Genomic DNA, 25,412 nt, shown 5'->3' with positions numbered 1-25,412 from the left:
TTGACCGCGCGTATCTTTGTCGCCTAGGGTAAGGCATCCATTACCAAGGGAGGAAATAGGATGCTTTCCAAGAAAACGCTTGGCTTGACGACTGCTATTGCAATCGTTGCAGCTACCGGCGCTCACGCCGAGTCACTTACTATCGCGACTGTTAACAATGGCGATATGATCCGCATGCAGGGTCTCACTGAGGATTTCACCAAAAAAACTGGACACACTGTTGAGTGGGTCACACTGGAGGAGAACGTGCTACGTCAGCGCGTGACCACTGATATCTCAACAAAGGGTGGTCAGTTCGACATCACAACAATCGGTATGTACGAAACGCCGATCTGGGGCAAAAACGGCTGGCTCGTTGCGCTTGATGATATGTCTGCTGAATATGATGTTGACGATATTTTGCCTGCGATGCGCGGTGGTTTGTCGGTTGACGGAACACTTTATGCTGCGCCGTTCTATGGCGAAAGCTCCATGATCATGTATCGCACGGACCTGATGGAAAAAGCTGGTCTTGAAATGCCGGATGCGCCGACATGGGAATTTGTGGCTGATGCAGCACGCAAAATGACCGACAAAGACGGCGAAATTTACGGCATCTGTCTTCGCGGTAAAGCGGGTTGGGGTGAGAACATGGCGTTCCTCACAGCAACTGGTAATGCTTTTGGCGCACGCTGGTTCGATGAAGAGTGGAATGCTCAGTTCGATTCAGATGCGTGGAAAAACACACTGAACTTCTACATTGATTTGATGAATGACGCGGGCCCTCCAGGCGCTGCTAATAACGGCTTTAACGAGAATCTTGCACTATTCCAGCAAGGCAAATGTGGCATGTGGATTGATGCGACAGTTGCTGCATCATTCGTGACGAACCCAACTGATTCAACCGTTGCTGATAAAGTTAGCTTCGCACTTGCACCGGACACAGGTCTTGGCAAACGCGGAAACTGGCTGTGGGCTTGGGCATTGGCAATTCCTGCCGGTACTCAAAAAGAAGCAGCGGCTAAAGAGTTTATCGAATGGGCAACATCGAAAGAATATATCGAGCTTGTTGCTGAAAAAGAAGGTTGGGCTAACGTGCCTCCAGGCAGCCGTACTTCGCTTTACGAGAACCCAGAATATCAAAAAGTTCCGTTTGCTAAGATGACGCTTGAGTCCATTAACTCAGCTGATCCAACAAACCCAACCGTTGATCCGGTTCCTTATGTTGGTGTCCAGTTTGCCGCTATTCCGGAGTTTGCCGGTATTGCAACGCAAGTTGGTCAAGAGTTCTCTGCTGCCCTTGCTGGTCAACAGACAGCTGAAGAAGCCCTTGCCAAAGCACAGGCGCTTACCAATGATGAAATGGAAGCGGCTGGCTACAAATAAGCTTTAGTCGGTCTTTCTTAGAAGCTCGGGCACAAACCTCCGTGTCCGAGTTTCGTTCTCATTTGAAAAACTTCAAAAACTGACGACCTATTTGCCATAATCAAAACAAAACTGGCATTCTTGAAAGGGTTAAGTCATGGCGACACAACATTCACGATCTGCTGCAAAACTGATGAATGCTCCGGCGGTATTTCTTCTACTCGTCTGGATGCTCGTGCCGTTGTGCATGACTTTATATTTCTCATTTCTCGATTATCGGCCACTGCGCGGTGTTTATGAATGGGCCGATGGTTTTGAAAATTATGCCCGCTTTGTAAGCTCAAGCTCATTTACCGATAGTATTTTGACCACGCTCATAATGGTGGGCGGTATTTTGATGATTACGGTCATTGGCGGTGTGCTTTTGGCTTTGCTTCTGGACCAGCCGATATGGGGTCAGGGCATTGTGCGTATTTTGGTCATCGCACCGTTCTTCGTTATGCCAACTGTTTCGGCTTTGGTGTGGAAGAACATGTTTATGAATCCCGTGAATGGGCTGTTTGCTTATTTATGGAAATTCTTCGGGGCAACGCCGATAGATTGGCTGAGCCAAGCGCCAATTTTTTCAATTGTTTGGATCGTGAGCTGGCAGTGGTTGCCATTTGCAACGCTGATCCTTCTAACAGCCATTCAATCGCTGGATAGCGAACAGATGGAAGCTGCGGAGATGGATGGTGCCAGCGCGCTTAGCCGCTTTGCCTATATTACTTTGCCGCATTTGGCGCGCGCGATAACCGTTGTTGTTCTTATTCAGACGATCTTTCTGCTCTCTATTTTCGCGGAAATCTTTGTGACCACCAATGGTGCCTTTGGAACCCGCACGCTGACTTATCTTGTTTATCAGCGGGTGCTTGAGAGCCAGAATATCGGCCTTGGTTCGGCTGGCGGTATTATTGCGGTCATTCTTGCAAACATTGTTGCGATCTTCCTGATGCGGGTCGTTGGCAAGAACCTAGATAATTAGGGAGGAGTGTATCATGGCACGTGAAGTCTCAAAAAGACGGAAAACCGTTGTAACCATCATCGCTTGGGCGATTGGATTGCTGATCTTTTTCCCAATTCTGTGGACGATCCTGACCAGCTTCAAAACGGAAGCTGAAGCGATTGCTGATCCGCCAAGTCTGTTCTTTTTTGACTGGACCTTGGAAAATTATGAGGTTGTTGGAGAGCGCTCTAACTATGGCAAGTTTCTTTGGAACTCCGTGATCTTGGCCGTTGGATCAACCATTTTTGGATTGATGATTGCCATTCCATCGGCATGGTCGATGGCGTTTCAACCGGGTAAACGCACCAAAGATGTCATGATGTGGATGCTTTCCACCAAAATGATGCCTGCTGTTGGTGTGTTGTTCCCGATCTATATTCTGGCGCGCAATACCGGTTTGTTCGACACGCATATTCTGCTGATCGTCGTGCTTATGTTGATGAATTTGCCGATTATCATCTGGATGCTCTACACATATTTCAAAGAGATTCCGGTCGATATTTTGGAAGCGGCGCGCATGGATGGCGCCAGCCTTAAATCGGAAATCATTTACGTGCTCACGCCAATGGCGCTGCCGGGCATCGCGTCTACCATGCTGCTCAATATTATTTTGGCATGGAACGAAGCCTTTTGGACGCTCAATCTAACTACGATCAATGCCGCGCCGCTCACAGCCTTTATTGCAAGCTATTCAAGCCCTGAAGGTCTGTTCTACGCAAAGCTATCGGCAGCATCGACAATGGCGATTGCGCCAATTCTTATCATGGGCTGGTTCAGCCAGAAGCAACTTGTACGCGGCCTGACGTTTGGCGCGGTGAAATAGGTAGATAATCATGGGACGTATTACACTTAAAGACGTAACAAAGAGCTTCGGTGAAACGCAGGTTATTCCGCCGCTCAACCTTGAGATTAATGATGGCGAGTTCGTTGTTTTTGTCGGCCCGTCGGGCTGCGGTAAGTCAACACTTTTGCGGTTGATCGCTGGCCTTGAAGATGTGACCAGCGGCGCGATTAACATTAATGATATGGATGCGACCAATATTCCGCCAGCCAAGCGCGGTCTTGCGATGGTCTTCCAATCCTATGCGCTGTATCCGCATATGAGCGTGCGCAAAAATATCGGGTTCCCACTTAAAATGGCCGGTATTGTGGGCGTTGAGGCATCCAAAAAAATCAATGATGCGGCCAAGGTTCTTAATCTAACGGACTATTTAGACCGCAAGCCTGGTCAGCTTTCTGGCGGACAAAGGCAGCGTGTTGCGATTGGCCGTGCGATTGTTCGCGAGCCGGATGCATTTTTGTTTGACGAACCATTGTCCAACCTTGATGCGGCGCTGCGTGTGAACATGCGTCTTGAGATTTCAGAACTGCACCATCAGCTTAAAACAACCATGATTTATGTAACGCATGATCAGGTCGAAGCGATGACGATGGCTGATAAGATTGTTGTCCTGCGCGCAGGAAATATCGAGCAGGTCGGCTCACCCATCGAGCTTTATAAAAACCCACAAAATCTGTTCGTTGCTGGTTTTATCGGTTCGCCGAAAATGAACTTCATCAATGGAACAAGCGCTCAACAACATGGTGCACACACGATTGGCGTTCGCCCGGAGCATTTGCGTGCATCAAAAAGCGAAGGCGTTTGGAAAGGTGTGGTTGGCGTTTCTGAACATTTAGGATCTGACACGTTTTTGCGCGTGAATGTCGACGGGATCGAAGAAGGTTTGGTCGTTCGCGCCGAAGGCGATGTTGAGCTTTATCATGGCGATACAGTTTATCTGTCGCCTGAAAATGACAGCCGCATCTATAAATTTGATCGAAATGGGCAAGCTATCTAATGAGCCGTTTGACAGGAAAAGCGGCCATTATAACGGGCGCAGCACGCGGTATCGGTAAGGCCTTTGCGCAAGCCTATATTCGTGAAGGCGCATGCGTGGCCATTGCTGATATTGATCTGGATAGAGCCAAACAAACAGCTGCGGAGCTGGGCGATAAAGCCATTGCTGTGCACTGTGATGTAACATCACAGACCAGCATTGATGCGGCTGTTGAGGCAACGATTGCTGCATTTGGTCAGATCGATATTCTTATCAATAATGCAGCCATCTTTAGCGCCGCACCAATCATTGAAATTGAGCGTAGCGATTATGCGCGTGTCTTTGACATCAATGTGTCTGGCACATTGTTTATGATGCAGGCCGTTGCACGCCATATGATTGCGCGCGGCAAGGGCGGCAAGATTATCAATATGGCAAGTCAGGCCGGACGACGCGGCGAACCGCTTGTAGCTGTTTACTGCGCGACCAAAGCGGCAGTTATTTCGCTGACGCAGTCTGCGGGCCAAAATCTCATTCAGCACGGCATCAATGTGAACGCGATTGCACCTGGTGTTGTTGACGGTGAACATTGGGAAGCTGTCGATGCTTTTTTTGCCAAATATGAAAACAAAGCGCTTGGACAAAAGAAGAAAGAAGTTGGCGAAAGTGTTCCCTATGGCCGTATGGGCGTTGCGGAAGATTTGACTGGCATGGCTATATTCTTGGCCAGCGCAGAAGCTGACTACATCGTTGCTCAAACCTATAATGTGGACGGCGGCCAATGGATGAGCTAACCGCGCTTTCTAACATTACATTGAAGGATCTGCCGTCAGGCGTGCGTGTTCCGCACTATGATCGCTCTGTGCTTTCTGCTGGTATTGTTCATATTGGACTGGGCAATTTTCACCGTGCGCATCAGGCTTGGTATTTGCACCGATTGATGGATGCAGGCCTGTGTCATGATTGGGCGATTATTGGCGCAGGCGTTCGCGCCAATGATGCGCAGCAACGCGAAAGACTGATCGCGCAAGATTGCCTGACCACTTTGATTGAGCTTGATCCTTCGGGCATGTCGGCGGAAATCAGCGGTTCGATGATTGATTTTTTGCCCGTCGAAGAGGGTAATCAAGCGCTGATTAAGCGTATGGCTCAGCCTGATATTCGCATTGTTTCACTCACGGTGACAGAAGGCGGTTATTATATTGACCCTTCAAGTGGTGGTTTTGATGCAAGCCACCCAGACATTGTGTATGATTCGCAAAATCCTACACATCCCAAGACTGCATTTGGCGCGATGGTTGCAGCTTTAAAACTACGCCGTGAAAAAGGGCTTGGCCCTTTCACGGGCCTTAGCTGCGATAATTTGCAGGGCAATGGCACAATTTTAAAGCGTGCTGTTGTGGGCTTAGCGGGTATGTCTGACCCTGATTTGGCGACATGGATTGAAGATCAATGTACATTCCCGAACAGCATGGTCGATTGCATCGTTCCGGCAACGGGCCCGAAAGAGCTTGAGCTTGTGCATTCATTTGGCATTGATGACAAAGCGCCCGTTACCCATGAGAATTTTCGTCAATGGGTTATCGAGGATGATTTTTGTGCCGGACGTCCTGATTGGGATAAAGTAGGCGCAACGCTTTCTGGCGATGTTCATGAATATGAAGCCATGAAGCTGCGTATTCTCAATGGCGGTCATCAAATGATTGCTGTTCCGGCTGATTTGCTCGGCATCGACACCATATCGGGCGCGATGGCTCATGATGGCATTCGCGCCATGCTGCAAAAGATTATCAGCCAAGAAGTCGCACCGAACGTAAAATCTGTGCCAAATATGGCACCGCTTGACTATTTGCAGCTTATTGAACGGCGTTTTTCAAATCCAGAAATCGTTGATACCACACGGCGCGTTGCCTTTGATGGTTCAAGCCGGCAGACGGGCTTTATCGTACCTTCCATCCGTGATGCGCTGGCTGGCGGTCAGCCTGTTGATGGTTTGGCGCTCATGAGTGCTTTGTGGGCACGTTATTGCTTGGCGCAGCGCGAGGATGGCTCAGCTATTGCGCCGAACGATCCCTACTGGGATGAATTACAAATAGTTGCTCATGCTGCACAAAATAATCCGATAGCTTGGCTTGAGATGCGCAAATATTATGGCGACCTTAGCGAAAACGCAGTGTTCTCGTCAGCCTTTGCCCATTGGTATGAAGTCTTGGCCCGTGAGGGCGTTGAAGCGGCTCTATCCGCTTATAATAGCGATCAGGTGCCTGCCGTATAAAATCGGCGAGTGCATATAATAGATCGCAAAGATGCGGCGGGTGACCGCTGCTCAATATTATTTTCATTTCAGGAAATTGTGCAATCATACGCTTTGGTATGATTGTCTGTGTTCGTCGAAAATGGAGCGGGCGAGGCGATTCGAACGCCCGACCCCAACCTTGGCAAGGTTGTGCTCTACCCCTGAGCTACGCCCGCTCATCTTCGTGAAATGCTAAGCATTCCTTCGAACTGCCGCTATATGCGTCAAGCGCTAACTAATTGCAATATGATTTTGCAAAAAATTTGTCACATAATTTCGAAGTGGTTTTCAACGTGCGCTTGCAATGCTCTATTATGTTCAAGATACAGGGCCAACATTAGATTTTATTCAAGGCGGTATGGCGGATGAAGAGCAGCGACGATCTATTTTCATTCTTGAGTGAACTTTCAATCGACGTAAAAAATACAGAGCACGAAGCGGTGTTCACTGTGGCCGAATCACAGGCGCTGCGTGATGAGATTGAGGGCGGGCATACCAAGAACCTTTTTCTTAAAGACAAAAAGGGCCGCTATTTCCTTTTAACGGTATTAGAAGATGCCGAGATTGATTTGAAACAGTTCATCAAAAGATCGGGGCGCAAGGGCGTGTCTCTTTTGGTAAGCCAGAGCCGCTTCTGGAATATTTAGGCGTTTTGCCAGGTTCCGTCACTGCCTTTGGCATTATCAATGATACGGATAATCAGGTTAGCTTGATATTGGATGCGCGTTTGATGGAAAATGAGATCATCAATTGCCATCCACTGCGCAATACAGCCACAACATCCATTGCTGCTGAGGATTTAAAGAAGTTTGTCACGGCAACGGACCATGCGTTGCAAATCATTGCTTTGGATGAAAAACCGACTTCTTGACTTGAAAAAAGTGCATGAAAACGCGACATGCAGTCATAATTGTAGATTGATGCGATAGGAATGAACAGATGAGCAATAACGACAATCCTTTTGCACCCAGTGCAGGCAGCGGTTATGGCGCAGCTTCTGTTGGATATGGCGGGCAGTCTGTTGATCAGGCAGCACCAGCGCCTCAGGCGCCACAGCCTGCGCCTCAAGCACCGCAACCGATCGTGGGATCAACGATTATCGGCGCTGGTTCAGCTTCGGGTGATTCTGGTCCATTGATCAAAGACACGACAACAGCTGAATTTACAGCCGATGTTATCGAAGCATCGAAAACAACGCCGGTATTGATCGATTTTTGGGCACCGTGGTGCGGACCGTGTAAGCAGCTAACACCGATTATCGAAAGCGCGATTCAAAAAGCGGGCGGCAAGGTCAAGCTTGTTAAAATGAATATTGACGAACATCCGGCAATTCCAGGTCAGATGGGCATTCAGTCTATTCCAGCGGTTGTTGCATTTATCGATGGTAAGCCTGCCGATGGTTTTATGGGCGCAAAGAGCCAGAGCGAAGTTGACGCTTTTGTTAAAAAGATTGCCGATAGCGCAGGCGCTGATGATACGGCGGCGATGATTGAGCAAGCTTTTGAGCAGGCACGCGCAGCGATTGATGCGGGCGATATCAATGGCGCAGCGCAAATATACCAAGCGGTGATGCAGCACGCGCCTGACAATGCAGATGCCTATGGTGCGCTTGCTGGTTTGATGGCTGATTATGGCCAGATTGATCAGGCACAAGCGATGCTTGATCAAGCGCCAGAACAATTTGCAAATCATGCCGCCTTAGCTGGCGTAAAAGCAAAGTTGGAACTGGCAGCAAAAGTTGCAGGACTTGGTGATCCTGAGGCGCTAAAAGCACGCCTTCATCAAAATCCTGCAGATCACGATGCAGCGTTTGATATGGCGCAAATTGAAAATGCACGCGGCAATAAGGATAATGCCGCTGATTTGTTGCTTGGCATTATGAAGGCTGACCGCGAATGGCGCGAAGACGGTGCGCGCAAGGAACTTCTTGTGTTCTTTGAGGCGTGGGGACCAATGGATCCTGCAACGCAATCTGCGCGCCGCAAATTATCGGCCATTTTATTCCGGTGATGATTTTTTGGGTTTAGCGCATTGGTGCTAAATCCAAATTCAGCTCAAAGTCGATAATCCAGACCGATCTTTGCCTTGCAATTTCGGTTTGCTGTTCCATCTCTTGTTTAAGTGAAACAACAGCCCCCATAATTGGATCAGTTTTAATGAAGGCAGGAAACTTTACTTATAAGGACCTTAACGACATTCCGGCCGTCGTTCCTGTTTTCCCGCTTTCCGCTGCACTATTGCTGCCGGGAAGCCAGATGCCTTTGAATATTTTTGAACCGCGTTATCTGGCGATGTGTGATGCTGCGCTAAAAACAAACCGATTGATCGGTATGGTTCAGCCGGTTTTTAGCGGTGATATCGGCAGCAAGGAAAATCCTAACCTCTGCAAAGTTGGATGTCTTGGGCGGATTGTCTCATTCACCGAGAGCGGAGATGGGCGCTACCTCATCAACCTCCAAGGCGTAAGCCGCTACCGGATTATAGAAGAGGTGAGCGCGAAGACGCCGTTTAGGCAGTGCCGCATCGCAGCCTTTGCCCATGATCTTTCTAGCCAGAGCAATAATGGGGATGATGTAAACCGCGACGAGCTTCTCGAAACATTTAGGCTTTACCTTGATGCCAATGATCTTGAGGCAGACTGGGAGAACGTCAACAAGGCGGGCAATGAATCACTGGTCAATGCTTTGTCTGTGATGTCGCCTTATGGTCCTGCCGAAAAACAGGCACTGCTAGAGGCTCCTGATTTGAAAAGCCGCGCAGATACATTGATCGCACTGACGCAGATTGCCCTTGCGCGTGATGCGGATGGCGATGAGTATGCACAGACGTTGCAATAGTGACATCCGGCTCTATGCTTGAGCCAATTGAAGCAAGGGCGTTTGATGGCTGATCCCAATAATATTGATATTGTACCTATCGAAGAAGGCGTCAAAGCGGACAATGTTTTGCTTGCTGGACAGATGATGCAATTGCTTGTTTGCCCGCTCACGAAGCAATCTTTGAAATATGATAAGGAGCGCCAAGAGCTTATCTCAGTCTCAGCGCGATTGGCCTATCCTGTGAGAGGCGGCATTCCTATTTTATTGCCATCAGAGGCGCGCCGTCTTGATGAAGATGAAATGAAAAAGAAGAAATGAGTGACGCGCCTTTAAAGAGCAAACATAAGCGGGGTGCGCTTCGCCGCGATGCGTTGATTCAAGCGGCCGCTGCCTTGTTCTGGATTAAGGGATATACCGGAACAAGCCTTGCCGATGTTGCCAAGGCTTCCGATGTGCCGCTTGGCAATCTTTACTATTATTATAAAACCAAAGCGGATTTAGCGCTGGGTGTTGCCAATTTTTTTGCCGATGAAACCCGTGCGCTGATTGAATCGGTATCAGAGGAAAAAACCGAACCGCGTGCGCGTTTGAAATTTCTGGTGGAGCGAATGCGCGCGACACAGGGCAAACGGCTTAGCTATGGCTGCCCTATTGCGGCTGCATGTCGCGATTTTCGCGAGACTGCACCCGAAGCGAGTACGCGTGCAGGCGAAAGCTTTTCACTTTTGATTGCGTTTATTGCCGAGGAGCTGGGTAAGACGGGGCGCAAACCGTCGGTTGCTTTGCTTAAAGCGCGTCATGTCATTGCCGACTGGCAAGGCGGCATTGCACTGGCGCACGGATTACAACAGCCCAATGTGCTGGCTGAAACATATGCGCGCATGGAGCGCACGCTTGCCAGCTGAGCAATTGCAGGAAAGTGGAGGCTGGTTTTCCTGCAATTATATAAAACAAAAAGTTAGATTTTTTCGCCGCGTAGCAGGCGCGGTGTTTGGCCTGAAATGCCGGAAGCTTGGCTGATGAAATAATCTTTTAGCTTTGGCAAACGATCAACCACACCAAGCCCGAATGAACGCAAAGCACGCAACGGTGCGATGTCATTGGAAAATAGCCTGTTTAAAATGTCGGTGGTTGCACCCATTTGCACGGTGTCGAACCGGCGCCAGCGCTGATATTCTTCCAGAACATTGATCGCGCCAATATCAAGACCAAGGCGGTGTGCTTCGACGATTTTTTCTGCCAGTGCTGCCGCATCTTTGAAGCCTAAGTTCAACCCTTGGCCAGCAATGGGATGAATGCCGTGGGCCGCATCACCAGCGAGCGCAAAGCGCGGTTTTACAAAGTCACGGGCCAATGTCAGGCCAAGCGGATAAGCGCGTGGTTTTGTTTCGACTTTGATGTCGCCCAGCTTGAGCCCGAAACGCTGTTCTAACTCTATGTCGAATGTAAATTCGTCGCCCTCGATCAGGCGCTGCGCTTTTTCGGTGCTTTCCGTCCACACAATGGATGAGCGATTATTGGTAAGTGGCAAGATTGCAAAAGGACCGGCAGGCAGGAAATGTTCTTCGGCGCGGCCTTCATGATCGCGTTCATGGGCAATCGTTGCAACGATACCGGACTGGCCATAATCCCAGTGAACGGTCTTTATGCCTGCCATATCGCGCAGGCGTGAGTTTACCCCATCACAAGCAATAAGCAGTTTGGCGCTGATTGTATTGCCGTCCGCTAAGTGTATCTCGGCAGATTGATTTTCTTCGCTATTTTCAAAATTTGTAACGCCGACGCCTTGAATGATATCAACGCCAAATTCGTCGCAGCGTTTACGCAATGCGCGGATCATTTCGACATTGGGTATCATGCGAGCAAAAGGTTCGCCCTCTTCGACATTGCCTGCAAACGTCAAAAAGACGGGCCGAACCGGATCGCTTGTTCTGCTATCAGTGACGACCATTTCATTGATTGGCTGTGCGTGCGGCAAAATATCCTGCCAGCAATTGAGCTGTTCAAGCATGCGCACCGCAGCGGCGGCGACAGCAGATGCGCGCCCGTCATTTTGCCACACATTTTCAGGCGCAGCATCGACCACAACAATTTTTAAGCTTGGCGCTGAGCTGGCGATAGAAACCGCAGTTAAAAGTCCAACATAGCCAGCACCCGCAATGAGGGTATCTGCTTTTTGCGGCAGTTTTTGCTTTGCCGGTTTTTTAGATGTTGCTGCTTTTGCCATTTGAGCGGCCTACCTTCCTGCTGTGGTCCAACGCGTGAACCCGTGTATGCAGTTGACTTAATACGCCTTCCTTGTAGCAAGACACTTAGTAATTTTCCATCGATGAGAATACAAGGAAAAACCGATGTCTGCTGCCATGGATGAACTATTAGAAACTTTGGACCTCACGCATCTGGAAGACAATGTGTTCCGTGGTCGCAGCCCGCAAGCAGGTTGGCAGCGGGTTTTTGGCGGACAGGTGATCGGTCAGGCGCTTATTGCTGCGCAGCGCACGGTTGCAAGTGACCGCTTCGTCCATTCGATCCATTGTTATTTCCTGCGGCCTGGTAATCCCAATGTGCCGATCGACTATCATGTTGATACGCTGCGCAACGGTATGAGTTTTACAACGCGGCGTGTGGTTGCGCATCAAGATGAAAAACCAATTTTTGCCATGTCTGCATCATTTCAAATCGAAGAAGATGGGTTACAGCATTATATGCCGCAGCCTCTTAACATTCCGATGCCGGAAGATTTGGCTGGTGAAAAGGCATTGGTTGAGCAAATCAAAGACAGCCTGCCGGAACATGTGAGAAAATATTGGGGCCGTGAACGGCCCGTTGAGCTTCGCCCTGTTTCCTTAAAGCATTATATGAGCAAGGATCCTTTGCCGCCGCTTCAAGATATGTGGCTTAGAACAACGGGCGATGTTCCTGATAGCCGTGTCGTACAGGCTGCGGTTCTTGGTTATTTATCAGATATGACTTTGCTTGATACGGCGCTTTTTGCCCATGGCAGGTCAATTTTTGATAGTGATTTGCAAGTTGCCAGCCTTGACCATTCCATGTGGTTCCACAGGCCCAACAAGCTGGATGATTGGCTGCTTTATAGCCAAGACAGCCCAAATTCCTCGGGCGCGCGCGGCTTCACCCGTGGCTCGCTTTATGCCCGTGATGGTTCATTGGTTGCTTCTGTTGCACAAGAAGGCCTCATTCGGCAGGTTAAGCCTAAAATTTAGGCAGAATTAAAATGCCGCCTATTTTTTCACCTGTTCAAATGTTGAGCGCTTTGGGTGCCGCAGCATTTAAGCAGAATATTCCCCATAGAATACAACTAGTTAAATAAAAATTTCGACTTGGCACGCTACGTGAATAGTCCCCAGTGAAGCGAAGCACGGTTTCGTGTTTTTCGTAGTGAGCCCGACATGGTGTCGGATCACAAAATGAAACTGGGGAAATACGCGCATGAAAATAGTCATGGCAGTTATTAAGCCTTTCAAGCTGGATGAGGTGCGTGAAGCACTGACCGGTCTTGGCGTTCAGGGTGTTACCGTGACAGAAGTCAAAGGTTACGGCCGTCAAAAGGGCCACACAGAGATTTATCGCGGTGCTGAATATGCCGTGAGTTTCTTGCCAAAACTAAAGCTCGAATTGGTGATCGATGACGATCTAACTGACAAAGTTATTGAAGCCATTACTGTTGCTGCAAAAACTGGCCAAATCGGTGACGGCAAAATCTTCGTCTATTCTATTGATCATGCGGTACGCATTCGTACCGGCGAAACGGATTCTGCAGCGCTTTAAGCGGCAGCATTTCGTCAGGAGAAAATTACATGACCATTTCTAAACTTTCAAAACTGACAGTGTTGGGTAGCGCCGCTGCTTGCCTGTTGTCAGTGCCTGCATTTGCGCAGGACGCAGCACCGGCAGTTACGCCGGACGTTGCTTATATTCTCAATACATTGCTTTTCCTCATCGGCGGTTTTCTCGTCATGTGGATGGCGGCAGGCTTTGCAATGCTTGAAGCTGGATTGGTGCGTTCGAAAAACGTTTCCATGCAGTCTTTGAAGAACGTCGCATTGTTTGCGATTGCCGGCATTATGTATTGGCTTGTTGGTTATAAGCTTATGTATACAGGTGTTGATGGCGGTTTTATCGGCACAATCGGCTCGTATAGCTTTGATCCTGTTGGTCTTGAAGGCGCAGATACTGCTGCTCTTCTTGATACGGGCTATTCAACGGCATCTGACTGGTTCTTCCAGATGGTGTTTGTGGCAACAGCTGCTTCAATCGTATCTGGTTCGCTTGCAGAACGCATCAAGCTTTGGCCTTTCCTCGTCTTCACAGTCGTTTTGACAGGTTTCATCTACCCAATCGCCGGTTCATGGCAGTGGGGCGGTGGCTGGTTGTCTGAAATGGGCTTTTCTGACTTTGCTGGTTCAACACTCGTTCACTCTGTTGGTGGCTGGGCTGCTCTTGCTGGTGCTCTTCTACTTGGCGCTCGTACAGGCAAATATGATGCATCAGGCCGCGTTAATCCAATGCCTGGTTCAAACATCCCGCTTGCGACTTTGGGTACATTCATCCTTTGGCTCGGTTGGTTCGGCTTTAACGGCGCGTCACAGCTTGCAATGGGCACAATCTCAGACATTTCTGACGTGTCACGTATCTTTGCCAACACAAATATCGCGGCTGCAGGCGGCGTTGTAACAACAATCGTTCTTCTTCAGCTTCTATACAAAAAAGTTGATGTAACAATGGTTCTCAACGGTGCACTTGCTGGCCTTGTTGCGATTACAGCTGAACCGCTTGCTCCAGCCGTATGGCAGGCGCTTGTTATCGGTGCTGTTGGTGGTGCAATCGTGGTCTTCACAGTTCCGCTTCTCGACAAGCTAAAAATCGATGACGTTGTTGGTGCTATTCCAGTTCACTTGTTTGCCGGTATCTGGGGCACACTTATCGTGGCGTGGACGAATAGCGACGCTTCAATTAGCACGCAGTTACTCGGTATCGTGGCCTATGGTGTGTTTACACTGGTTGCTTCGTTTGCCGTGTGGTTCGTCATCAAGTCGGTTATTGGTCTACGCGCCAGCGCCGAAGATGAAATGATGGGTCTCGACAAAGCCGAAGTCGGTGTCGAAGCCTACCCAGAATTCCGATCATAATTAAAAAATATAGGAAGGGGCGGCCTCGCCCCTTTCATAAGAATACAAAATGATCCTCCCATCCCGTCGTGATGTTTACATCACAACAACTTGTCCGGCCCAGATTTACTTCTGGTGCCGGATCTTTTTTAGTTACCTAAACAACACGGAAATTTGCATGGTTAATGAGCGCTTAACCATACGCGGCTAGATTAAACCCTAATTCCTTGAGTAGATTCAGTATTAGGGACGTAAAATGCAGGTCAAACGCGATCGCTTTGCTTCGGCAGATTCGGATTTTGATGCCTATGAGCTTCCACAAGAAGCCCATAGCAGTAAAATGACCCATTTGCTGTGGCGGCAAGCGGAAATTGCTGGCGGGCTGGTTTTGCTGTTGTTCGTTGTTTTTGTGATTGCCGCCTTGGCGACATGGAATGCAGCGGACCCAAGCTTTTCTCATGCAACCGATTCGCCTGTCACCAATGCGATGGGGTTTGCTGGTTCAGCGGTTTCAGATCTGCTTATTCAATTTTTTGGCCTTGCATCCCTTGCTGTTCTCGTGCCGCTTTTATTTAAAAGCTATGCGCTTGTGCGTGGAAATCACTGGAACTTGGCGCTGCGCCGTTTAGGTGCATGGCTCGCAGGTAGCTTACTTTTTGCAGCATTTCTTGGCTGTTTTCCAACAACGCAAGCATGGCCAATGCCAACGGGCCTTGGCGGTGTTATGGGCGATATGGTTCTTAAAATACCGGGCCTATTTCTTGGCGGTTACCCGCAAGGCTTTTTCGCATTTCTAGTTGGTGCAGTTCTGTTTGTGCCTGCATTGTGGTCGGTTGCGATTGCCTCTGGTTTTCTTTGGAAACAAAGAGCGCACAATGAAAATGATATGCCGCATGATGCCATGGCACATGATGAGGGCGAAGGTTTTGTACGCTTCGTAAGCTTGGGCGCGATCATGCATGGATTTTATTCTGCAAAAGCTGCGATTCGCCGCCGTTTGCCACAGCGTGCTAAACCAGCTGCAAAAATGGCACGGCGTGCTGCACATTATGATGAGCCATCTTTTGAGGCTTCAGCGCAGGGGCACCCTGTTGATCCGGATATGGGGTATGCTGCACCAGATTCTTATGAAGTTGATGATGCAAATTATTCAGCTGAATATGCTGGCGAAAATTGGGATGGCGCTGAAGATTGGGCACCGCAAGTGGCTCCAAATGAAGTGCGGCCAGATGCTACACCGCGCGTTGCAGCGCCTGCACAAATTGCACCTGCTTCTGGCGGATCAGCACGGGTTGAGCCTGCTGCACCGAAACCAAAGCCAAGTGTTCGCGTTCAACGTGAAGCCCAGCCGTCACTGATTAAGGACAATGGCTATGAATTGCCGCCAGTGCATTTGCTCAATGAGCCAAAAAACACTGTGCGCGATGAAAGCCTTTCACCCGAAGCCTTGGAGCAAAATGCCCGTGTTCTTGAAGGTGTTTTAGAAGATTTTGGCGTTAAAGGTGAGATCATTCATGTACGGCCCGGTCCGGTTGTTACAATGTATGAGCTAGAGCCAGCGCCTGGTATAAAATCATCCCGTGTGATCGGCCTTGCTGAAGATATTGCCCGCTCTATGAGCGCTATTGCAGCGCGTGTGGCAGTGGTTCCTGGCCGTAATGCCATTGGTATTGAATTGCCAAATAATTTGCGTGAGACGGTATATTTCCGCGAAATGATCGCTTCTGCAAATTATGATAATTCCAAAGCAAAACTGGCTATGGCGCTGGGCAAAACCATTAATGGTGAACCGGTGATTGCCGATCTGGCAAAAATGCCGCATTTGCTCGTGGCTGGTACAACAGGCTCTGGTAAGTCTGTTGCTATCAACACGATGTTGTTGTCGCTGCTCTACAAATTGTCACCTGCTGAGTGCCGGTTGATTATGATCGACCCAAAAATGCTCGAACTATCTGTCTATGACGGTATTCCGCATTTGCTGACGCCGGTTGTTACTGATCCTAAAAAAGCCGTTGTCGCGCTTAAATGGACTGTGCGCGAAATGGAGCAACGCTATAAAAATATGGCGAAGCTCGGTGTTCGAAACATTGATGGTTTTAACACCCGCGTAAAAGAGACGATGGATAAGGGTGAAGAAATTACCCGTACTGTTCAAACGGGCTTTGACCGTGAAACCGGTGAAGCGATTTATGAGACAGAAGCGCTTGATCTTGAGCATATGCCATATATCGTCGTGGTGATCGATGAGATGGCTGACTTGATGATGGTCGCCGGTAAAGAGATTGAAGGGGCGGTTCAACGCCTTGCGCAGATGGCGCGTGCAGCGGGTATTCATGTTGTTATGGCAACGCAGCGCCCATCGGTTGATGTTATCACCGGTACAATTAAAGCTAACTTCCCGACCCGTATCTCGTTCCAAGTAACATCGAAGATCGACAGCCGAACTATTCTTGGTGAAATGGGCGCTGAACAGCTGCTTGGTATGGGCGATATGCTTTATATGGCTGGCGGCGGGCGCATTCAGCGTGTTCACGGACCGTTTGTGTCAGATGAAGAAGTCGAAGAAATCGTCAAGCACCTGAAACTACAGGGCGTGCCGCAATATCTTGAAGCTGTGACAGAAGACGATGACGAAGACGATGGTGATTCGGGCTCTGGCGGCGGTAATAGCGCTGGCGGCATGGGCGATTCGGAAGATCCATATGATCAAGCGGTTGCCGTTGTGCTGCGTGATCGCAAAGCATCAACCAGCTATATTCAGCGCCGCCTTGGCATTGGTTATAACCGCGCTGCATCATTGATTGAGCGCATGGAAGATGAAGGTGTGATCGGCCCTGCTAACCATGCAGGTAAGCGCGATATTCTGGTGCCATCGGAAGAAGAGCAACAAATGGGCGGCATGATGTAGGCGATAATTGCAACATTGTGCCGGATTGCCGCCACATAACAGTCAAACTATCTCCTTATGAACTGCGTATGAAGTCCCTGAGGGCAAGATGGAAAAGAGAACATTATGAATAAGAACACTGCTTTAATACGTCGATCATTTCTTGCGCTCTGCACAGGCGCTGTCTTGGGAGCGTCCATCTTATCGTCGCCAGCTAGAGCTGATGCGCCTCAAGCGATTGCGGATCATTTCTCAAGCGTCAAAACCATGATGGGTGAGTTTGTGCAGTTTGGCCCATCGGGCGAGCAAACGGGCGGAAAGTTCTTTATTGAGCGGCCGGGTAAAGTTCTTTTTCTTTATGAAGAACCATCGAAAATTCGTGTGGTGTCTGATGGCTCCACCGTTGTTGTGAACAATAAGAAGCTGGATACTTGGGATACATATCCATTAAACAAAACGCCGCTTCAGATTGTGCTGGGCGATAAAATTGATCTGTCCGGCAACAAAGTTAAGTCTGTTAAACAAGCCGACGATCTGACCACCATTGTCATGCATGATAAGCAAGTTTTTGGTGACAGCGAAATCACCATGATGTTCGACCCTAAGAATTATGATTTGCGCCAATGGACGATTAAAGACGCAAAAGGCAAAGACACCACAGTGATGATTTTCAATGTCAAAGAGGGCGTGAAGTTTGGCGCGCGCACATTTGCTATTGATTACAACCGTATTCGCGAATCTAAAAAGAACAACTAACTCTTAAAAAATCTAATTTGTGAGCGGTGGCACCTTTTCAGGTGTCGCCGCTTGTGTTTTTGCCGCTGGGTCTGCACAAGATCAACCTCACTTATGAGGATCAGCAGATGGCAGATAGTTCGTTTTCATTGGCAACTTGGAATATCAATTCGGTGCGTTTGCGACGTGAAATGGTTGAAAGTTTTCTAAATGAACATCAGCCGGACGTCTTGTGTTTGCAAGAAACGAAATGTCCAGACAGTGATTTTCCAGCCGCAGCGTTCGCTAAATTGGGCTATTCCCACATCGCGATCCACGGCCAAAAGGGCTATCACGGCGTTGCAACGCTTTCAAAATATCCGCTGACTGAAATTAACAAACGCAAATTTTGTGAAATTGACGATACGCGGCATATTGAATGTATCGTTGATACGGGGACGAAAAAAATACGCGTCCATAATTTCTATGTTCCTGCAGGCGGCGATGAGCCAAATCGCGAGATCAATGTGAAATTCGCCCATAAGCTGGATTTCCTTGAAGAAATGCGCGCGATTACGGCTGAGCCTGGTTCAGCTGATGGGTCCATTCTTGTTGGCGATCTAAACATTGCGCCGCTGGTATCAGATGTTTGGTCGCATAAGCAGCTTTTGAAAGTTGTCAGCCACACGCCAATTGAAACTGAAACGCTGGAAGATTTGCGCGTTAAAGGTGGTTGGGCCGATTTGATTCGCAGTCATATTCCAGAGCCAACACCTGTCTTTACATGGTGGAGTTACCGCTCGAAAGACTGGCAAACATCGAACCGTGGACGCAGACTTGACCATATTTGGTCTTCTGAAAACCTTGTGGCGCCGCTTGAAAATATTGAAATTATTAGTGAGGCGCGCGGCTGGGAGCGTCCATCGGACCACGTTCCTGTTATTGCGCGTTTTGCACTTTAAGCGCACTGGCGCTTAAAAATCGTGCCTATCGTCAAACCGATGTTCCATGGTGCCGATGCTGGCTAAAAACTCTTGGAGTCTTTCCAAGATATCACGGTGAATATTGGCTGCGATTTCTGGATATTCCGTCAACATGCGGTGAAACAATGAACGGTTGATGCGAATCAGTTCGCAATCGGTTTTGGCCACTGCGCCTGTTAATCGGTTGGTATCTGTGAGCATGGCCATTTCGCCAATAATCGCGCCCGGCCCGACTGTTTTGACGGTTTTCATTTCATCGCCCGCTAAACGGACCAGATCAATCTCGCCGCTAGCGACAACAAAACCACAGTCGGCGCGGTCATTTTCACGGAAAATGTTGCGACCCTTGCTAAATCTCAAACGCTCTGAGCCAAACGCCAAAAGACGCAATTGCTCTGTGTGCAATGCGTCGAAAATTTGTGCGGATGCAATGATCCGAATGTCATCATCCAATGACAAAGCAAGTCCCCTAAACTGATATCCATATTAGCCCATCAGGGGCTGTTATAGTAGCGCAGTTCATTTGAAAAGATCGCACAGAGCGAAACTACACCTATAGCCTGCTCAAGGGACCAGTTTATAGCCGCCGCTTTCTGTCACGAGAATGGCAGCGTTAGACGGATCGCTCTCAATTTTTTGGCGCAAACGATACACATGTGTTTCAAGTGTGTGCGTTGTAACGCCAGAATTATAACCCCAAACCTCTTCAAGCAATGTGTCGCGGCTAACGACCTTGCCGCCCGTGCGGTAAAGAAACTTGATGATTGCCGCTTCTTTTTCCGTCAATCGCACTTTGCCGCCATTGGCATCCAAGAGCAATTTTTGGCTTGGTTTGAACGTATAAGGTCCGACTACAAAAGTTGCGTCTTCGGACTGCTCATGCTGGCGCAATTGTGCGCGCATACGGGCAAGCAGAACGGCAAATTTGAACGGCTTGGTGATATAATCATTGGCACCAGCTTCTAGTCCAAGGATTGTATCTGAATCAGTGTCGTGACCTGTAAGCATAACGATAGGCGATTTGAAGCCGCCTTTGCGCAAAAGCTTTACCGCTTCGCGGCCATCCATATCTGGCAGGCCAACATCCATCACGATGAGGTCAATCATTTGGCTGCGTGCAGCTTCAATACCCTTTGCAGCAGAAGCTTCTTGCAAAACTTCGAACTCTTCATAAAGGGACAATTGCTCTACGATTACTTCGCGAAGGTCGTTGTCATCATCAACCAGTAGGACTGTGCGTGTCGTCATAGATCACCTTATCGGCTAGAATTCAGTCTCGATATGTTCATCGATACGAATATGTTACTTAAATATATATACAGCAACAAAGGGCTAATCGTAAAATATCGTCAATTCATGACCTATTGCGGTATTTTTCTTGAGGGGCAATTAAATTTCGATGAACTTTTTGAGAACTCTCCGTGTACAGCGCCAACCGGGTGATCCTTGCAAAGGCATTATCGTTGCCCAAAACCGCATTATTTCTTGCGCTTTGGGGCGCTCTGGGCCCAGCGTTTTTAAACGTGAGGGGGATGGCGCAACACCAGCGCACCGTCCTTTGCGCCCGATCAGTGGGTTTTTTCGCGGTGACCGCGTGCAACGGCCAAAGTCCACATTGTCCTTTGAAGCGCTTATGCCAAATGACGGCTGGTGTGACGCGCCCACGCATCCAAATTATAATATGCCTGTCGATCTGCCGTTCGGCGCTTCGCATGAAAAGATGATGCGGGATGACAAGCTTTATGACATTGGCATCATTCTGGATTGGAATATGCCAGTGACAGGCCGAAAGCGTTATGGTGGTTCGGCGATTTTCTTTCATCTTTGCAAGTCTGGCTACAAGTCGACAGAAGGCTGCATCGCTGTTGAAGAAGCCGACATGCGTTGGCTACTCCAATATATGACAATCGATACGACAATAATTGTTTGCCGCTAAACTAAGACTCGAGCTTGTTTAAAGCGGCGGGTTTTCCAACTCGCCCATGCGGCAAACTTCTAACCATTCTTGCTTCGTAACGGGCTGCACAGATAGGCGCATGGATGTAACAAGCGACATTTTTTCCAGTGCGGGATTAGCCTTTACCGCTTTGAGCGTTACAGGTTTTGGCATGTCGCAAACGGCTTTGATGTCCACGCAGTCCCAGCGGTCGTCATTAATGGTTGTGTCAGGGTGGCTGAGCGCACAAACTTCCGCGATGCCAACAACTTCTAACCCTTCATTGGAATGGTAGAAGAATGCTTTATCGCCGATTTTCATCTGGCGCATATTGTTGCGCGCTTGATAGTTGCGGATACCGTCCCACTCTTCGCCGGCTTCGCCTTTGGCTTTTTGCATTTCCCATGACCATTTAAATGGCTCGGATTTAAACAACCAATAGTTCTTTTCCATTACATACTCTCTGTCGGGCTTTATGTTTGATCGCTTAGCTAGCTAATTGAGCGGTTTGGTCAAGCGGGCTTAATGACTGCTTCTGATTTTAACGGGCGGGCCATCAATTGGGCAATGGCTTCATCCACATTGATAGAGCCAGATAATAATTCATTGACGGCAAAAATCAGCGGCGCATCAATATTGTTATTCTGTGCGATTGAAGCGGCAATTTGAGCTGTTTTGACACCTTCGGCTAATTTCATATGTGTGAGATCTTCGCCGCGTCCGATGGCGGCACCATAGGCGAAATTACGTGATTTTTCAGAGCTGCTGGTCAATACGAGGTCGCCAAAGCCAGATAGGCCGCTCAATGTTTCGGCTTGTGCACCCAAGGCTAGTGCAACGCGCTGTAATTCGGCAAATCCACGTGTTGTGAGCGCAGCAAGAGCGCTTGCGCCCAAAGACCGTCCGTGAACAATGCCAGCCGCTATGGCCAAAACATTTTTCAAAGCGCCGCCATAATCAACGCCCATCTGATCATTGCTGGCATAGCAGCGTAGATTTTTATTCGAAAGCGCCGCACATAGCGCCAGCGCTGTTTTGGTTTCATCGGCGGCAATTGTTACGGCTGTGGGCAGATTGCTTGCAACATCAATGGCAAAACTTGGGCCGGAGAGCGTTGCAACCTGATGGTTTGGGAAAATGCGGTGCAGAATTTGCCCCATTGTTTCGCCCGTGTTCTGATTGATACCCTTGGCGCAGGAAATAATTACTGTACCGGAACCGATGCTCTCGGCAATCTTTTGTGCCGTATCTGCCAGTGTTTGAGCCGGTGTGACCAGCAAGATGATATCGGCGCCTGAAATGCTTTCCAGCAAATCATCACTAAAGGTGAGGTTCGTGCTCAGTTGTACGCCGGATAAATATTTATCGTTTCGGCCGCTCTCACGCATCAATTGCATTTGCGCTGGATCGCGGCCCCACAATGTTACAGTTTTGCCATTGGCGGCTTGGTTTGAGGCAAGGGCAGTTCCCCATGCGCCTGAACCTAAAACGGTGATTTTGTTGCTCATGCTTTTGCGCCCTTTTTGCCTGAGCCGATAATCGGTGCGCTATCGCTATCCAATGGCCAGCGCGGGCGGGGAATAGCGTCCATATCAGATTGTGCACCAGCTGCCAGCTGCTCAAGCCCTGCCCAAGCAATCATTGCTGCATTGTCGGTACAAAGCGCGATAGGCGGCGCAAGAAATGAAAAGCCTTGCTCGGCACATGCTGCCTCCAGCATCGTGCGTATTGCCTTATTGGCCGCGACACCGCCGGCAACGACAAGCGTTGGTTGATCATCGGTAAATTCATTTCGGTAACGTGACAAGCTGCGCGAAACACGATCTTTAAGCGATTCTGTAACGGCAAGTTGAAACGAAGCACACAGATCATCAATGTCATGTTCTTTAAGCGGGCCAAGCTCGGTTGCCTGTCTGCGCAGGGCTGTTTTCAAGCCTGAAAAGGAGAAATCCAAACGATCTTCACCTTTGAGCGGTCGCGGCAAAGAAAAGCGCTCTGCATCGCCTTTAAGCGCATGTTGTTCAACAGCAGGGCCGCCCGGATAGGCAAGACCTAAAAGCTTAGCCGTCTTATCAAAGGCTTCGCCCAGCGCATCATCAATTGTTGATGCCCAGCGTTCATAATCGCCAAGCGAACGCACAAGGACGATTTGTGTATGCCCGCCGGAGACCAGCAACAATAAATAGGGAAATTTAATGCCATCGGTCAGACGTGCGGTGAGGGCATGGCCCTCCAGATGATTGACGGGTAAAAAAGGCTTGTTCTGTGCATAAGCAATGGCTTTGCCAGTCATCACGCCAACGATTAAGCCGCCCACCAAACCTGGACCTGTTGTCGCAGCAATGGCGTCAATATCGTTCCAACTGCAATTGGCATCGCTTAGTGCACGTTGAATTATGCCGTCGAGTTTTTCCACATGCGCGCGCGCGGCAATTTCAGGCACAACGCCGCCAAAGGCTGCATGGTCGTCAATTTGGCTATGGACGACATTTGATAGGATTTCACCTTGGACAAGATTGGCATCGCCGCGCACAATAGATGCAGCGGTTTCATCGCAACTTGTTTCAATACCCAATATGGTTAGCATAATAGATGGCTTGTTCTTAAGGTCGGTTTGTTGCATCACACAGCTAGACCAAAGCGGACCGCGTGCTGCTTGGATTTGGCCTAACACGAATGAAAAAGGTTGCAAATAGTGGCTTCGACCCCGCAAAAAATCGGGATTGGTACCCGTGGCAGTCCGTTGGCATTGGCGCAGGCGCATGAAGTGCGTGATCGCTTGATTGCCGCTCACGGCTCAGATGCTGTCGATATCGAGATTCACGTCATTTCTGTTGTGGGTGACCGTGTTCAAGATCGCTCGCTTTCCGAGATTGGCGGCAAGGGACTTTTCACCGAGGAGATCGAAGCACAGCTCTCCAGCGGTGACATTGATATTGCTGTTCATTCGTCCAAAGACATGCCGACTAAATTGCCAGATGGTTTGGCGCTGATTGCGTTTCTTGAACGTGAAGATCCGCGCGATGCCTTTATCAGCCATTCGGTAAAAAACATTCTCGAAATGCCAGAAGGTGCGGTGCTTGGAACCTCCTCTTTGCGGCGTCAGGCGCTGGCGCTGCGTGCGCGTCCTGATTTAAAAACTGTTGGCTTTCGCGGCAATGTGCAAACACGACTTAAAAAATTAAGTGATGGTGTTGCCGATGCGACATTGCTTGCCAGTGCCGGACTTCGCAGGCTTGGCATGATAGATATTGCTGCTGATCTTATTGATATGAGCATTTTTCCGCCTGCCCCGGGCCAAGGTGCGATTTGTGTTGAAGGCCGAATTGGTGATCAGCGCGTACTCGACCTTATTGAACCGTTAAGACATCAACCAACTGAAATTGCACTTGTGTGCGAACGTACCTTTCTTGCGACCCTTGATGGGTCTTGCCGTACGCCGATAGCAGCTTACGCGACGATTGATGGGGACCATATTTCTTTTAACGGCACAATTCTGCGCCCTGATGGCACAGAGGCATATGACATTAAAATGGAGGGGCGCATTGGCGAGGCGGCGGAAATCGGCATGCGCGCTGGTGCACAGTTAAGAGCGACCGCAGGCGATGATTTCTTCAAGGACTGGCAATAATTTGAATAGGGCTAACGCGCCGACAATTCTTGTTACGAGACCAGAGCCGGGCGCTTCTGTTACCGCAGAGAAGTTGAAAGCCGCTGGCTTTAATGTCGTCATTCAGCCTTTTACGCAGATGGTTGCAAAGCCTGTTGATGCCGATCACGCTAGGTTTCGCGATGTAACCGCTATTATTGTGACAAGTGCTAATGCGCTGCGCTATCTATCAAGTGATATTGCGGCAGAACTATCTGGCTTGCGTGTGTTTACCGTTGGCGATGCAACGCAGCAGGAAGCGCTGCGGCAAGGGTTTAAAAATGTACGCTCTGCCGATGGGGATGCGCAAAATCTAATCAGTTTACTGCGCAGCGAACTCACGCCCACAGACCGTGTTGTTTATCTGTGCGGTGCCATTCGCACACCAGACATTGAAGAAGAACTTGATCGCCTGAAATTAGATTTCACTGTGCTTGAAACATATCACACTGAGAAAATAAGTCAGTTAACTGATAAATTAAATGCGCTCTTTGTAAAAACCAATATTGATGCAATTTGTTTTTACTCAAGCGTTTCAGCGCAGCTTTTTGCGGGTTATGTTGAGGCGGCTGCCGATCAATCTAAGATGCTGAATATAAAGTATTTTTGTATATCAGAGCGCGCTAAATTAAGCTTACCAGAACCATTTAGAGGCCGCGCATATATATGCGAAAAACCCAAGGATGATGCGATGATCAACCTCCTCGTTAAGCACTATAACGCATAGTTGTAAGATTCTTTGTCCTTGCTGCTTTCGCTTTGCTATCACCATGCTAAATATCTATGAGACAAT

25 protein-coding genes, 1 tRNA gene and 1 pseudogene are annotated in these 25,412 nt (G+C 48.9%); 20 read left to right on the top strand and 7 right to left on the bottom strand.

Annotation, left to right across the window (positions count from 1 at the left end):
* The first annotated feature begins 60 nt into the window (after positions 1 to 60).
* From N530_RS0108150 to N530_RS0108125, 6 genes are all read left to right on the top strand, one after another.
* Positions 61 to 1,365 (top strand): sugar ABC transporter substrate-binding protein, encoded by a 1,305-nt coding sequence (locus tag N530_RS0108150; RefSeq protein WP_026480297.1) that lies wholly within the window; start codon positions 61 to 63, stop codon positions 1,363 to 1,365.
* A 136-nt stretch (positions 1,366 to 1,501) separates the two neighbouring features.
* Positions 1,502 to 2,368, top strand: coding sequence for a carbohydrate ABC transporter permease (locus N530_RS0108145; protein WP_026480296.1), 867 nt, complete (start codon positions 1,502 to 1,504; stop codon positions 2,366 to 2,368).
* Positions 2,369 to 2,381: 13 nt separating this feature from the next.
* Positions 2,382 to 3,212, top strand: a complete 831-nt coding sequence (locus tag N530_RS0108140) for a carbohydrate ABC transporter permease (protein WP_026480295.1) — start codon at positions 2,382 to 2,384, stop codon at positions 3,210 to 3,212.
* 10 nt (positions 3,213 to 3,222) lie between these two features.
* Positions 3,223 to 4,227 carry an ABC transporter ATP-binding protein gene (locus N530_RS0108135; RefSeq protein ID WP_026480294.1) on the top strand — a complete coding sequence of 335 codons (1,005 nt, stop codon included), beginning with the start codon at positions 3,223 to 3,225 and terminating at the stop codon, positions 4,225 to 4,227.
* Positions 4,227 to 5,000 carry an L-iditol 2-dehydrogenase gene (locus N530_RS0108130; protein WP_026480293.1) on the top strand — a complete coding sequence of 258 codons (774 nt, stop codon included), beginning with the start codon at positions 4,227 to 4,229 and terminating at the stop codon, positions 4,998 to 5,000. Before N530_RS0108135 ends, N530_RS0108130 begins: the two co-directional genes overlap by 1 nt.
* The gene (locus tag N530_RS0108125; protein ID WP_026480292.1) at positions 4,988 to 6,481 is read left to right on the top strand and encodes a mannitol dehydrogenase family protein; all 1,494 of its coding nucleotides are present in this window, start codon (positions 4,988 to 4,990) and stop codon (positions 6,479 to 6,481) included. Before N530_RS0108130 ends, N530_RS0108125 begins: the two co-directional genes overlap by 13 nt.
* Before the next feature lie 122 nt (positions 6,482 to 6,603).
* Here N530_RS0108125 and N530_RS0108120 read toward each other — a convergent pair.
* Positions 6,604 to 6,678, bottom strand: a tRNA-Gly gene (locus N530_RS0108120).
* 189 nt (positions 6,679 to 6,867) lie between these two features.
* Here N530_RS0108120 and N530_RS17680 point away from each other — a divergent pair.
* From N530_RS17680 to N530_RS0108095, 5 genes and pseudogenes are all read left to right on the top strand, one after another.
* A pseudogene (locus N530_RS17680) lies at positions 6,868 to 7,373 on the top strand (prolyl-tRNA synthetase associated domain-containing protein).
* A gap of 68 nt (positions 7,374 to 7,441) precedes the next feature.
* Complete coding sequence (locus tag N530_RS0108110) at positions 7,442 to 8,512, top strand: co-chaperone YbbN (RefSeq protein WP_026480291.1); 1,071 nt, start codon at positions 7,442 to 7,444, stop codon at positions 8,510 to 8,512.
* 146 nt (positions 8,513 to 8,658) lie between these two features.
* Complete coding sequence (locus N530_RS0108105; RefSeq protein WP_018689807.1) at positions 8,659 to 9,339, top strand: LON peptidase substrate-binding domain-containing protein; 681 nt, start codon at positions 8,659 to 8,661, stop codon at positions 9,337 to 9,339.
* Positions 9,340 to 9,462: 123 nt separating this feature from the next.
* On the top strand, positions 9,463 to 9,639 hold the full coding sequence (locus N530_RS0108100; protein ID WP_035266768.1) for a Trm112 family protein: 177 nt from the start codon (positions 9,463 to 9,465) through the stop codon (positions 9,637 to 9,639).
* On the top strand, positions 9,636 to 10,226 hold the full coding sequence (locus tag N530_RS0108095; protein ID WP_026480290.1) for a TetR/AcrR family transcriptional regulator: 591 nt from the start codon (positions 9,636 to 9,638) through the stop codon (positions 10,224 to 10,226). Before N530_RS0108100 ends, N530_RS0108095 begins: the two co-directional genes overlap by 4 nt.
* Positions 10,227 to 10,279: 53 nt before the next feature.
* On the opposite strand, the gene N530_RS0108090 is transcribed toward N530_RS0108095, so the two are convergent.
* Positions 10,280 to 11,548, bottom strand: coding sequence for a ubiquinone biosynthesis hydroxylase (locus tag N530_RS0108090; protein ID WP_051540838.1), 1,269 nt, complete (start codon positions 11,546 to 11,548; stop codon positions 10,280 to 10,282).
* A gap of 124 nt (positions 11,549 to 11,672) precedes the next feature.
* Here N530_RS0108090 and N530_RS0108085 point away from each other — a divergent pair, with 124 nt between their 5' ends.
* The 6 genes from N530_RS0108085 to xth all read left to right on the top strand — a co-directional run bounded on the left by N530_RS0108085 (position 11,673) and on the right by xth (position 19,013).
* Positions 11,673 to 12,545 carry an acyl-CoA thioesterase II gene (locus N530_RS0108085; RefSeq protein ID WP_026480288.1) on the top strand — a complete coding sequence of 291 codons (873 nt, stop codon included), beginning with the start codon at positions 11,673 to 11,675 and terminating at the stop codon, positions 12,543 to 12,545.
* A gap of 226 nt (positions 12,546 to 12,771) precedes the next feature.
* Entirely contained in the window at positions 12,772 to 13,110 is a 339-nt protein-coding gene (locus tag N530_RS0108080) for a P-II family nitrogen regulator (protein ID WP_081773926.1), read from the top strand.
* 29 nt (positions 13,111 to 13,139) lie between these two features.
* Complete coding sequence (locus tag N530_RS0108075; RefSeq protein ID WP_155851954.1) at positions 13,140 to 14,471, top strand: ammonium transporter; 1,332 nt, start codon at positions 13,140 to 13,142, stop codon at positions 14,469 to 14,471.
* 235 nt (positions 14,472 to 14,706) lie between these two features.
* Positions 14,707 to 17,358 carry a DNA translocase FtsK gene (locus tag N530_RS0108070; RefSeq protein ID WP_026480285.1) on the top strand — a complete coding sequence of 884 codons (2,652 nt, stop codon included), beginning with the start codon at positions 14,707 to 14,709 and terminating at the stop codon, positions 17,356 to 17,358.
* Between the two features lie 105 nt (positions 17,359 to 17,463).
* Positions 17,464 to 18,093: an outer-membrane lipoprotein carrier protein LolA gene (locus N530_RS0108065; protein ID WP_018689815.1), complete on the top strand. Its 630-nt coding sequence runs from the start codon at positions 17,464 to 17,466 to the stop codon at positions 18,091 to 18,093.
* Positions 18,094 to 18,200: 107 nt separating this feature from the next.
* The gene (gene xth, locus N530_RS0108060) at positions 18,201 to 19,013 is read left to right on the top strand and encodes an exodeoxyribonuclease III (protein WP_026317484.1); all 813 of its coding nucleotides are present in this window, start codon (positions 18,201 to 18,203) and stop codon (positions 19,011 to 19,013) included.
* A 12-nt stretch (positions 19,014 to 19,025) separates the two neighbouring features.
* Here the strand turns inward: xth and N530_RS0108055 are convergent, their stop codons facing one another.
* Positions 19,026 to 19,493, bottom strand: coding sequence for a cyclic nucleotide-binding domain-containing protein (locus tag N530_RS0108055; RefSeq protein WP_026480284.1), 468 nt, complete (start codon positions 19,491 to 19,493; stop codon positions 19,026 to 19,028).
* Positions 19,494 to 19,598: 105 nt separating this feature from the next.
* Positions 19,599 to 20,282 carry a response regulator transcription factor gene (locus N530_RS0108050; RefSeq protein WP_018689818.1) on the bottom strand — a complete coding sequence of 228 codons (684 nt, stop codon included), beginning with the start codon at positions 20,280 to 20,282 and terminating at the stop codon, positions 19,599 to 19,601.
* A 151-nt stretch (positions 20,283 to 20,433) separates the two neighbouring features.
* On the opposite strand from N530_RS0108050, the gene N530_RS0108045 reads away from it, so the two are divergent.
* Positions 20,434 to 20,970: a L,D-transpeptidase gene (locus tag N530_RS0108045; protein WP_035266711.1), complete on the top strand. Its 537-nt coding sequence runs from the start codon at positions 20,434 to 20,436 to the stop codon at positions 20,968 to 20,970.
* Between the two features lie 18 nt (positions 20,971 to 20,988).
* Here the strand turns inward: N530_RS0108045 and N530_RS0108040 are convergent, their stop codons facing one another.
* From N530_RS0108040 to tsaD, 3 genes are read right to left on the bottom strand one after another with little or no spacing between them, the layout of a single operon-like run.
* Positions 20,989 to 21,423 (bottom strand): EVE domain-containing protein, encoded by a 435-nt coding sequence (locus tag N530_RS0108040; protein WP_018689820.1) that lies wholly within the window; start codon positions 21,421 to 21,423, stop codon positions 20,989 to 20,991.
* A 59-nt stretch (positions 21,424 to 21,482) separates the two neighbouring features.
* Positions 21,483 to 22,478: an NAD(P)H-dependent glycerol-3-phosphate dehydrogenase gene (locus tag N530_RS0108035; protein ID WP_026480282.1), complete on the bottom strand. Its 996-nt coding sequence runs from the start codon at positions 22,476 to 22,478 to the stop codon at positions 21,483 to 21,485.
* Positions 22,475 to 23,557 (bottom strand): tRNA (adenosine(37)-N6)-threonylcarbamoyltransferase complex transferase subunit TsaD, encoded by a 1,083-nt coding sequence (gene tsaD / locus N530_RS0108030; protein ID WP_026480281.1) that lies wholly within the window; start codon positions 23,555 to 23,557, stop codon positions 22,475 to 22,477. Before tsaD ends, N530_RS0108035 begins: the two co-directional genes overlap by 4 nt.
* Positions 23,558 to 23,656: 99 nt before the next feature.
* Between tsaD and hemC the strand changes: the two genes are divergently transcribed.
* Positions 23,657 to 24,601, top strand: a complete 945-nt coding sequence (gene hemC / locus N530_RS0108025) for a hydroxymethylbilane synthase (RefSeq protein WP_051540837.1) — start codon at positions 23,657 to 23,659, stop codon at positions 24,599 to 24,601.
* Position 24,602: 1 nt separating this feature from the next.
* Complete coding sequence (locus N530_RS18585) at positions 24,603 to 25,346, top strand: uroporphyrinogen-III synthase (protein ID WP_051540836.1); 744 nt, start codon at positions 24,603 to 24,605, stop codon at positions 25,344 to 25,346.
* Positions 25,347 to 25,412 lie beyond the last annotated feature (66 nt).

Source organism: Ahrensia sp. 13_GOM-1096m, from assembly GCF_000620605.1.
In the GTDB taxonomy this organism is placed as follows: Bacteria; Pseudomonadota; Alphaproteobacteria; order Rhizobiales; family Rhizobiaceae; genus Ahrensia; species Ahrensia kielensis.
The sequence above is the reverse complement of the archived record's forward strand: the minus strand, read 5'-3'. Positions and strand labels throughout refer to the sequence as shown.